The 9,063-nt window shown below is 56.7% G+C and carries 7 protein-coding genes; 3 read left to right on the forward strand and 4 right to left on the reverse strand.

All coding sequences use genetic code 11. The annotated features are described in order from the left end of the window. Positions 1–2: 2 nt before the first annotated feature. Both QZ862_RS08870 and QZ862_RS08875 read left to right on the forward strand, forming a co-directional pair. Positions 3–695 carry a FadR/GntR family transcriptional regulator gene (locus tag QZ862_RS08870; protein ID WP_296086096.1) on the forward strand — a complete coding sequence of 231 codons (693 nt, stop codon included), beginning with the start codon at positions 3–5 and terminating at the stop codon, positions 693–695. Between the two features lie 43 nt (positions 696–738). Further along, the gene (locus QZ862_RS08875) at positions 739–2,271 is read left to right on the forward strand and encodes an altronate dehydratase family protein (protein WP_296099090.1); all 1,533 of its coding nucleotides are present in this window, start codon (positions 739–741) and stop codon (positions 2,269–2,271) included. A 79-nt stretch (positions 2,272–2,350) separates the two neighbouring features. Here the strand turns inward: QZ862_RS08875 and purH are convergent, their stop codons facing one another. The 4 genes from purH to htpX all read right to left on the reverse strand — a co-directional run bounded on the left by purH (position 2,351) and on the right by htpX (position 8,493). Then, entirely contained in the window at positions 2,351–3,967 is a 1,617-nt protein-coding gene (gene purH / locus QZ862_RS08880) for a bifunctional phosphoribosylaminoimidazolecarboxamide formyltransferase/IMP cyclohydrolase (RefSeq protein ID WP_296099093.1), read from the reverse strand. A 134-nt stretch (positions 3,968–4,101) separates the two neighbouring features. Next, positions 4,102–5,712 carry a heparinase II/III family protein gene (locus tag QZ862_RS08885; RefSeq protein WP_296099131.1) on the reverse strand — a complete coding sequence of 537 codons (1,611 nt, stop codon included), beginning with the start codon at positions 5,710–5,712 and terminating at the stop codon, positions 4,102–4,104. A 445-nt stretch (positions 5,713–6,157) separates the two neighbouring features. Then, positions 6,158–7,480, reverse strand: coding sequence for an RsmB/NOP family class I SAM-dependent RNA methyltransferase (locus QZ862_RS08890; RefSeq protein WP_296099133.1), 1,323 nt, complete (start codon positions 7,478–7,480; stop codon positions 6,158–6,160). A gap of 59 nt (positions 7,481–7,539) precedes the next feature. After that, the gene (gene htpX / locus QZ862_RS08895; protein WP_296034974.1) at positions 7,540–8,493 is read right to left on the reverse strand and encodes a zinc metalloprotease HtpX; all 954 of its coding nucleotides are present in this window, start codon (positions 8,491–8,493) and stop codon (positions 7,540–7,542) included. A 115-nt stretch (positions 8,494–8,608) separates the two neighbouring features. On the opposite strand from htpX, the gene QZ862_RS08900 reads away from it, so the two are divergent. Next, positions 8,609–8,809 (forward strand): DUF1674 domain-containing protein, encoded by a 201-nt coding sequence (locus QZ862_RS08900; protein ID WP_296016152.1) that lies wholly within the window; start codon positions 8,609–8,611, stop codon positions 8,807–8,809. Positions 8,810–9,063: the final 254 nt, after the last annotated feature.

The raw sequence follows: 9,063 nt of genomic DNA on the forward strand, positions 1-9,063 counted from the left end.
AGATGAATGGTCAGGCCAAAATCGTGGAGCCGAGACGCCTCTATCAGCAGGTCGCAGACCAGATCCGCGATCTGATCGACGGTGGAGAGTTTCAGCCTGGCACCCGGCTGCCATCGGAAAGAGATCTGGCTCAGAAACTCGGAGTATCGCGGCCTTCGCTACGCGAAGCGCTGATCGCGCTTGAAATCGACGGCAGCGTTGAGATTCGCATGGGCTCTGGCGTTTATGTCTCGCTGGAGAACGGAGCCCAGCAAGCGCGAACCCGTTCTTTGGGGGACAGTCCTTCCGAACTGATGCAGGCGCGCTCAACACTTGAGGGAGCGACCATTGTTATGGCGGCAAGCCGGATTGATGACGCGGGGCTCTTGTCACTGAGAGCAGCGCTCGATGAAATGAAGAGGGAGATCGAAGCCGGTCGTAAACCGCTCGATCAGGATAGAAGGTTTCACACCATGATTGCCGAGCAATCTGGCAACACCATTCTTGCGCGGCTGGTGGCTGACCTCTTCGATGACAGGCATAGCCCCATCTCCACGCAATTGCGCGTGAAGTTCGAAGACCGCGGCACCTGGGGCTTTGCACTGGAAGAACATGAGGCGATCCTGGCCGCGTTGGAAAGCCACGATCCGCTGCTGGCACAGGCGGCGATGCGTATCCACTTGGAAAACTCGAGACGGCGCTGGATCGAGACGTAATTCAACATGCCTCGGCAGCGATCCTGTCGGGAGGAGGAAAAGAGTGACTGAGAATACCGAAGCGACCATTCTGCTGAACACCAAAGACAACGTTGCGGTCGCCCGCCGACCCATTCCTAAGGATACGGAAATAGGGCGCGGTGATCTGAAGGCGCTTGATCTGATCGGGCGCGGCCACAAGGTCGCACTGCAACCGATCAGGAACGGCGCAGAGGTGATCAAATATGGTCAGGTGATTGGCGTCGCGACGCAGGATATCGAACCTGGCCGCCATGTTCACCTGCACAACCTCGCAATGGTGCCATCCGAACATGCGCATCAGTTCAGTGTCGATATCGAAGAAAAAGGCATGTTGCCGGAAGCCGAACGTCGGACCTTTATGGGATATGATCGCGGAACGGGCGGTGCCGGCACGCGCAACTACATCGGCGTCATCGCTTCTGTGAACTGTTCGGCGACAGTGTCGCGTTACATTGCCGACTATTTCAACAAGGAGGGCGGGCTCGCCGGTTTCGACAATGTCGACGGCGTCGTGGCCCTGACCCACGGCACGGGCTGCGCCCTCAACACCAAGTCGGAAGGCTATCGCCTGCTGATCCGGACCATCCAGGGCTACGCCCGCCATCCGAATTTCGGCGGTATTCTGCTGATCGGGCTTGGCTGCGAGACAAACCAGATCGCGCCGATCCTTGAACACTACAAGATGGAAGAGGGCGACCGCCTGCGGACGATGACGATCCAGCAGCATGGCGGCACGCGCAAGACCATCGAAGCGGCAATTTCCAACATCAAAGAGATGCTGCCGATCGTCAATGCTGCAAAGCGTACCGAGCAGCCTCTGTCAAAATTGAAGCTGGCGCTCGAATGCGGCGGTTCGGACGGCTATTCCGGCATCTCGGCAAACCCGGCGCTCGGTTACGCATCGGATCTCATCGTACGCAACGGCGGCACCACTGTTCTGGCGGAAACACCTGAGATTTATGGCGCAGAACATCTTTTGACGCGCCGTGCGGTGACGCCTGCGGTTGCTGAAAAGCTGCTACAGCGCATCGACTGGTGGCGCGATTATACAGCGCGCAACGGCGACGAGTTGAACAACAATCCGTCCCACGGCAACAAGCTTGGTGGCCTCACCACCATTCTGGAAAAGTCGCTGGGCGCTGTTGCCAAGGGCGGCTCCATGCCGCTGAAGGCGGTCTATGAATTCGCCGAAACCGTGACCGAACCCGGCTTCGTCTTCATGGACACGCCAGGCTATGACCCGGTCGCCGTGACAGGTCAGGTGGCGGGCGGATGCAATGTCATCTGTTTCACCACGGGCCGTGGCTCGGTGTCCGGCTTCAAACCCGCGCCCTGCATCAAGATTGCTACCAACTCCGAAATGTTTGAACACATGAAGGAGGACATGGATCTCAACTGCGGTGAAATCGTCACCGGTATGGAGACGATTGAGGCCGCAGGTCAGCGGATCTTCGACCATATCATCGCGGTCGCATCGGGTGAGAAAACTGTCAGCGAGATCTATGACTATGGCGACAACGAATTCGTGCCGTGGCAGGTCGGTGCTGTCACCTGACGTTTCACATGAAACATCGATAGACAAAGAAAAGGCCCGGAGAATGATCTTCGGGCCTTTCTTCTGAACAGTATCAGTCTCAGTGTCTGAAATGGCGCATGCCGGTAAACACCATCGCGACGTTATGGGCATCTGCCGCGTCGATGACGTCCTGATCACGCATGGAGCCGCCCGGCTGAATGACAGCGGTTGCACCGGCAGCTATTGCAGCAAGAAGGCCATCCGCGAAGGGATAGAAGGCTTCCGACGCAACCGCCGATCCCTTTGTCAAAGGCTCTGCGAGACCCATGGCCTTGGCAGCGTCTTCTGCCTTTTGAGCTGCAATGCGGGCAGAGTCCACACGGCTCATCTGACCGGCTCCGATACCGGCGGTCTGGCCATCCTTTGCGTAGATCACCGCATTCGACTTCACATGCTTTGCAATCTTGAAGGCGAACTTCATGTCCTCAAGCTCCTGCGCCGTCGGCGCACGCTTGGTGACGACCTTCAGATCGAGGTCTTCCACCATGCCGTTGTCTCGGCTCTGCACGAGGAGACCACCCGACACGGTCTTGGCGGTGATGCCGGCTGCGCGTGGATCGGGAAGACCGCCAGCGGAGAGCAGTCGCAGGTTCGGCTTGCGGGCGACAATCGCTTTTGCCTCTTCCGTCACGTCCGGTGCGATAATGACTTCGGTGAAGAGCTGGATGATTTCTTCTGCCGTTTCTGCATCAAGCGTCTGGTTCAAGGCGATAACGCCGCCAAAGGCAGAAACCGGGTCGCACGCAAGGGCTCGCTTGTAGGCTTCGAGAAGCGTCGATCCTGTTGCAACACCGCACGGATTTGCATGCTTGATGATAGCAACAGCAGGCGCATTCTCGGGCAGGAACTCGGCAACGAGTTCATAAGCAGCGTCCGTGTCGTTGATGTTGTTATAGGAAAGCTGTTTTCCCTGCAGCAGCGTGGCGGTTGCCACGCCGGGGCGCTTTTCCCCCGTCAGATAGAAACCAGCACTTTGATGCGGGTTTTCGCCATAACGCATCTTTTCCTTCAGCGTACCGCCAATGGCGCGGTAATGCGGCGTCTCGATGGAGAGAGCCTCTGCAAACCAGTTGGAAATGACGGCATCGTAAGCGGCGGTACGGGCATAGGCCTTGGCGGCAAATCGCTGGCGCAGCGCATAAGACGTGTGACCGTCATCGGTCTGCAAGGCCTCGAGAAGTTCAGGGTAATCACTAGGATCGGTGACAACCGTCACATAGGCATGGTTCTTGGCGGAAGCGCGGATCATCGCCGGGCCACCAATATCGATATTCTCGACTGTCGTCGGATAGTCGCCACCCTTGGCGCGAACTTCTTCGAACGGATAGAGATTGATGACGGAAAGGTCGATGCCTTCGATACCGTGGGCGCGCATGGCCTCCTGGTGCTCGGCATCGTCGCGAATGGCGAGCAACCCGCCATGCACATTCGGGTGCAAGGTCTTCACCCGGCCATCCATGATCTCCGGAAACTTGGTGATGTCGGATACGTCCGTGACCGGGAGACCTGCCTCGGCAATTGCCTTGGATGTACCACCGGTAGAAAGCAGCTTCACACCCAGCTTCACCAGCGCGCCGGCGAGCTCGATAATGTCGGTCTTGTCGGAGACGGACAGAAGTGCGGTGCGGATACGAACTTTGTCGGGAGCGGGGATCTTCTTGGAAACGACGGCCATCGTGGCAACTCCGTAAATGGTGGAGGATGAGCCGGAGAAAGCGCGCCCCGGCGGTTGCCGCCGCGTTAGCACAGCTTGATTGATTAATAAACAGAGCGGTGGGCTTTATCGGGAAAGCCAGCTTGAAAGACGCATCAGCCTCTCTGCTCGAGAAGCCATCGGATCTCGGTGGTTTCTGGAAGCTGGAAAGCAACCTCAATTTGCTGCGAAGGCCTAATGCCGGATGCATCCGCCATGAAGACGTCTTCAGCAATCGTAACCTGCCGCGCCGGCGCTGTGAATGTCCAGGCCGTACCATCCGGCGCCTGCATCAACACAGTTTCCTCATCTTCCTGAGTAAGCTCGATCAGTGGATGAACATGGAAACGGCAGACTGCCTCGGCAGGCTCGGGCTGCCGCTTTTCCACAAGCCTGATCCAGTCACGCCCCCTGATCTTGTTGCCGGCCGCGTTCAGTTCCAGCTCACGCTGATGAATGTAGCCGAGACTGATATAACCATCGTGAGAAGCGCTCAGTATATCGGCCTTTTTCTCATCGATGCGCCGGTCGACCTCGATCTCGTCAATGCCCGCTACGACGACCGGACCGAGAAGGCTGGAATTGGAAATTCGGGCCGATGAACGGTCTGCAATCGTGAGGGTGGTATGGGCGGCGGTGCTACGGCTGACGCGCTTGAAGGCCGCGGACGCATATTGCGGGAAGCCAGAATTGACGATGAAGCGATAACGGCCCGAAGAAAGCTCGAAAGATAGGCAGCCGCAATGGGCACTGCGAGATAACTCGATGGACGCAGGCTTACCCGTATCGACGATAACAACCGTGTCGCCGACAGACAGTCGATGATAGTCAAGATCGGGCAGGGACCGCGATGGCTTTCCCGCCGTTTCATCGTAGCGCAGAACCGAGGCAAGTTCATTTGCAAGCGTGGCGGTCGTTCCGTTGAACAGGGCCAGATCGCCATCCTGGTGACGAAAGAAGCGGATCGCTGGAAACATGCGATCGATGGCGGGCACCAGGCCTGCCGGCACGTCGTGACCGAGGTTGATGTAGCTCTGCCGAAGCGGAAGCAGATCCAGCAGCAGTTCGAGCATGACGCGCGGATTACGCGATACATGTCCACCGTCCGGAAGGATTTGACGTTCCATTTCATAATCGAGTTTTCGTCCTTGCCGGGCGATCTTCGTGGCACTGTTCGGCATGGAGATGGAGGCCATGGCAAGGGCAATACGAATCTTAAGGCGGATTTCACCATCCGGCACATGTTTGGCGATCAATCCGAGATAGGCGACATGCAGCCCGATACATTTAAGGAAGCGCCTGTAGAAATTGGTGTCCGCCTTTTGAAGGATCACTGGCGAATGAGAGAGCCAGGACGTCAATCTCTGGGCTGCCAATTCCGGCGTCCAGGCCACGCCGCGAATGCGTTTGCCGTGCAGGCTCATCCATTCCGCCACATGCATCCGGGCACGGTGACCGGCTTCTTCCGATCTGCTGGCCCGTACATGCCTTAGCCAGCCGAACGCGTGCAGCCGCGCTTCAAAGGCGGTTGAAGGAGCCTCGAGCAAAAAGGGAGAAAGACCGCCGGTTTCTAGAATGCGTCCAGCCAGAAAGATCCGCCCATGCACCAGTTCCTGGGCAACATAAGGATCGACGGCACGTAAATCCGTCGGCGCTGCCACGAGCGCGCTTGGAACTCGGCTGGAAAGCTTCCACAGCTTCAGACGCACGGGTGCGACGGACACCATGATGCGGCTACGGATCGTGCGCAGGACATAAACCGCAACGCTGAAGCGATTGTTCAGAGAGCTCGCCAAACGTGTTTTTCCTGCCTCGCAGAGTTTAAAGCGTGTCGCGATCTTTCAGATGCACTTCCTACGCTTTAGGTCCTCGTTTTTTCGCATGTTTTGATCACAAAACCGCTGCATGCTTTTGCGCGGACCATGCTTTTAGAGAGTGTGCATATGAAGCGCGATAAAAGAAGATGGATAAAGTTTCACGAAAAACTTCATATTCTGTAAACGAATAAAGGGGCAAGCGCACCACGCGGAGTCACTTATACAGCATTCGCTGAAAAATTGGGCGGGAACGAGAGACACGTTCACACACCCGTGGAGAATATCAGGAAGCGCCACGATCAAGGTTCACGGCTGACAGCACCAAATACCGGGCCGAGTGCGATTTAGCAGGAGTTTATGAGGTGGCTTTTTTACGCAGCACCGTAGCGTAAAATCCATCCACACCGCCAAACATGTCCGGGATCGTGCGCAAATCACCATCATCATTGATGGCAGTTTCCATGCCTGGCAGATCTTTCGCTTCGACCCGGACGCGTTCCAAACGGGGATCGGATGAAAGCACGCGCCCCACCATTTCCTCTCCCTCCGAGGGATCAAGGGAGCAGTTGGAGAAGATAATCATGCCGCCGTCATTGACCAGAGTCACAGCGTGTCGCAGCATCTGCTCCTGAAGCGCGGCAAGTTTGGCGATATCCTTCTCATCCTTGGTCCAACTGACATCGGGATGTTTACGCATCGTGCCGGTGGACGAGCAGGGAGCATCGAGAAGGACTGCGTCGAACAACGCGTCCGGTTGAAACTTCAGCATGTTGGCTTCGACCGTTTCGGCCTCGAATCCAAGCCGCTTAAGGTTGGCGCGAAGTCGTTTCAGACGATTTCCCGATTGATCCAACGCCGTGACCTTGGCCCCTGCAAGAATGAGCTGGGCGGTCTTGCCGCCAGGTGCCGCACAAAGATCCGCAACGCGCTTGCCATACAGGTCTCCCATCAGCCTTACTGGCATGCTGGCAGAAAAGTCCTGCACCCACCACTCGCCTTCAGTAAAACCCGGCAGGGCAGAAACCTGGCCTTCGAATGCTCCGAGCCGTACACTGCCATTCGGCAGAACAGTTCCGCCCAGCACCTGCGCCCAATGTGTGGGATCGGATTTGACGGTAATATCGATAGAGGAGGGCAAAAGCTGAGAGGCCGCGATACGCGACGCTGTCTCTTCGCCATAGGCCTTCACCAATCTGCCGTAGAACCAGTCCGGAAGCACCGCAATGGCCTCTATTGCCGCCATGACCGTGTCTTTCTCGCGACCAAGGCGGCGCAAAACGGCGTTGACAAGTTTGACAAAACGCTTGTTGCGCGGATCGCGGTGCGCCTGTTCCACGGCCAGATCGACTGCAGAGTGATCGGGGACATCGAGGTAGAGCATCTGGGCGACGGCAACCACTAGAACATGATGCAAGGAACGGGCGCCCTGGGGCAGAGGCCCGTCCAGCATCATGGAGATCGCGGCTTCGATTCTGGGCAAGTGACGCAACGCGCTGTTGACGATAGCGCGGACCAATGCGCGATCCGCAAGGTTAAGAGCGCGGTAGGCTGGATTTCCGTGTTCCGCATCCATCATTCCGTCAAGAGACGTCTTCTTGTCGATGACGGCAGAAATGATCTTTGCCGCCGCCATACGGGCCGACAGCCCCGGCTTCCATTCCCCATCTGACCCACCCACGTCGGACGGCGCAGGCTTTCTCTTGTTGAACTTGGGCCGGGCAGGGGCGTTGGATGATGTCAAGACCAGGGACCTTTTTGCGGATTGTTTGTGCCACGACCGGTTGTCGGAACGGAACGTGATTTGCGCACGGCATTACCACTTGTGGCGCGATAGGTCGATGCCTGGCTGAACTCTTGCGACAGGGCGTGAAGCGCTGCAATCCGGTTATCCGTATTCGGATGGGTAGAAAACAGGTTGTCCATGCGTTCGCCTGACAGCGGGTTAATGATAAACATGTGCGCTGTGGCAGGATTACGCTCAGCGTCGTTGTTATGAATGTGTTGGGCAGCCCCGGCGATCTTCTGCAAAGCAGAGGCAAGCCAAAGCGGATTGCCACAGATTTCGGCACCGCGTCGATCCGCTGAATATTCGCGTGTGCGGCTAATCGCCATCTGTACCAGCATGGCTGCAAGCGGAGCGACGATCATCGCAACGAGAACGCCGATGAATCCAAGCGGATTGTTGTTCTCACGATTGCCGCCGAAGAAGAAGGCGAAGTTGCCGAGCATGGAAATCGCCCCGGCAAGCGTAGCGGTTATCGTCATCGTCAAGGTGTCGCGGTTCTGGATATGCGCCAGTTCATGCGCCATGACGCCTGCGACTTCCTGAGGTGTCAACATTTCCATAAGCCCGGTGGAGGCGGCCACTGCTGCATTCTCAGGGTTACGGCCGGTAGCAAAAGCATTGGGCTGCGGATTGTCGTAGACATAGACCTTCGGCATTGGCAGACCGGCATTCTGCGATAGGTCGCGGATCATATGAAAGAATTCCGGAGCGTTTCGTTCATCCACTTCCCGGGCTCGATAGGCTGCAAGCACCATCTTGTCGGAGTTCCAGTACGAGAACAGGTTCATGCCCGCGGCAATCACCAGCGCGATCATCATTCCGCCCTTGCCACCAATGAGAAATCCCACACCCATGAAGAGCGCCGTCATGAAGGCCAGAAGCATGGCCGTACGCATCAAATTCATCCAGCATCTCCGTCGAAGCAATCAATTGGCGGCCGAGACTTATCAAACCAGCCAGTTTTCTATAATCTGGTTATAGAGAACTGCTTTTCAATATGCCGTGACGAGGGTGAAGCCCATGCAGAACGCCGATAACGACAATGCGAACGAAGACAAGAAGGTGCTTTCGCCTGCTGCGCAACGCGCATTGCAGGAAGCTGAAGAACGACGTCGCAAAGCCAAGGCATTAAAGCTCCCTCCAGAAACCGGAGGACGCGGCGGAGCGGAACCTGTGCGTTTTGGAGACTATGAGATAAACGGCAGAGCGATCGATTTCTGATCGCTTCCATGATCCCAGTGCATTTTATTTTCTAATAACAATTACTTAGTTTGTATTTCAATATGCGAAGAATCTGAACCACGATGATCGTGGCGCAGCCCGGCGTGATGAAACAGGTCTTCCGCCTTAGAGCGTTTCCTTGTTAAATAGAAACAGTTCTGTTGGTTCAAACGGGATCGACTGATTGTCCGGGCGGCGCGTGCCGTAGCCAACGCATACGGCCAAGCCGTCCGGGCAAGCAGGTGGCCCGTTTC

Source organism: uncultured Agrobacterium sp., assembly GCA_913777615.1.
Classification (GTDB): Bacteria; Pseudomonadota; Alphaproteobacteria; order Rhizobiales; family Rhizobiaceae; genus Agrobacterium.

What these genes read in the sequence shown, in the direction of transcription:
- QZ862_RS08885 (WP_296099131.1), bottom strand. Translation starts at nt 5,712, where the DNA reads ATGGTGTCCGTCGCACCCGTGCGTCTGAAGCTGTGGAAGCTTTCCAGC.
- purH (WP_296099093.1), bottom strand. Translation starts at nt 3,967, where the DNA reads ATGGCCGTCGTTTCCAAGAAGATCCCCGCTCCCGACAAAGTTCGTATC.
- QZ862_RS08870 (WP_296086096.1), top strand. Translation starts at nt 3, where the DNA reads ATGAATGGTCAGGCCAAAATCGTGGAGCCGAGACGCCTCTATCAGCAG.
- htpX (WP_296034974.1), bottom strand. Translation starts at nt 8,493, where the DNA reads ATGAATTTGATGCGTACGGCCATGCTTCTGGCCTTCATGACGGCGCTC.
- QZ862_RS08900 (WP_296016152.1), top strand. Translation starts at nt 8,609, where the DNA reads ATGCAGAACGCCGATAACGACAATGCGAACGAAGACAAGAAGGTGCTT.